Origin of the sequence: Burkholderia sp. Bp9143 (assembly GCF_003853645.1) — a bacterium.
Taxonomy (GTDB): domain Bacteria; phylum Pseudomonadota; class Gammaproteobacteria; order Burkholderiales; family Burkholderiaceae; genus Burkholderia.
This window is the reverse complement of the sequence record NZ_QTPO01000141.1, coordinates 1-1,156: the sequence shown is the minus strand read 5'-3', so window position 1 is coordinate 1,156 and position 1,156 is coordinate 1. Positions and strand designations below refer to the sequence as shown.

Here is a 1,156-nt window from a genome sequence, read left to right as displayed (position 1 = left end):
TGAACCGCGCCGGGAATCGTGGAGGCCGGTTGGTTTAAGTTAATGCAGGCAAGTCAGCGGCATTTCTGAGTTGCCTGTAGTAGTTTGCCTCAGCCTCAGCGGGCGGGATATAGCCGAGCGGTTCCATCAACCGATGATGGTTGTACCAGGCCACCCATTGCAGCGTTGCCAGTTCGACGGATTCCCTCGTTTTCCAAGGGGCGCGCCGATGAATCAGTTCCGTCTTGTACAGGCCATTGATCGTTTCGGCCAGCGCATTGTCGTAGCTGTCGCCCCGGCTGCCGACCGACGGCTCGATGCCGGCCTCAGCCAGCCGTTCGCTGTACCGAATGCTGACATATTGCGCCCCTCTATCGGAGTGATGTATCAATGTCCCGTCGTCACCCGGTTGGCGAGCGTACAGCGCCTGTTCAAGTGCATCCAGAACAAAGTCCGTGGTCATCGACGAACTGACGCGCCAGCCAACGATGCGACGGGCGAACACGTCAATGACGAACGCCACGTAAAGCCAGCCCCGCCATGTCGAGACGTAGGTGAAATCCGACACCCAAAGCTGATTCGGTCGCTCAGCCTTGAACTGCCGGTTCACCCGATCCAGCGGGCACGGCGCGCTCGCATCGGGAGTCGTCGTGCGAACTCGCTTGCCGCGAACTGCGCCTCGCAAGCCCTGCAGCTTCATCAACCGCCCGACCGTGCAGCGTGCGACCAAGATGCCCTCACGGTTCATCTGCTTCCAGACCTTCGGCACGCCATAGACCTGCATGTTGGCCTGCCAGACACGCTTGATCTCCGGCTGCAGAAGCTCATCGCGTTTGGCGCGGGCGCAGCGTTTGGACGGATCGCGAAGCTGCGCAGCATGGCGTCGGTAGCCCGACGGGGCAATCCGCAAGACCTTGCAGATCGGCTCGACCCCGAAGGTGTCGCGATGCTGATCAATGAAGGCCTTCAGGACTTGAAACGGCGGTCGAGCTCCGCCTGGGCGAAAAACGCGCTCGCCAGCTTGAGAATCTCGTTGGTCCGGCGCAGTTCCTTGACCTCGCGTTCCAGGGCCTTGATGCGTTCACGCTCGGTCGTGCTCACGCCATCGCGCTCCCCGCGGTCGACCTCGTCGCGTTTGACCCAATCCAGCAGCGTCTGCGGCGTACAGCCGATCATC

At 61.4% G+C, this 1,156-nt stretch carries 1 protein-coding gene and 1 other annotated feature; the gene reads right to left on the bottom strand.

What is annotated here, in order from left to right:
• Positions 1-34: 34 nt before the first annotated feature.
• A protein-coding gene (locus DIE23_RS39005) for an IS3 family transposase (RefSeq protein WP_124618194.1) occupies positions 35-1,156 on the bottom strand; the annotation gives its coding sequence in 2 pieces (ribosomal slippage) (positions 35-981 and positions 981-1,156; 1,123 coding nt annotated over the 2 pieces). This gene is flagged as partial in the annotation.
• Positions 875-991: a sequence feature (AL1L pseudoknot), on the bottom strand. Its footprint overlaps the gene before it by 117 nt.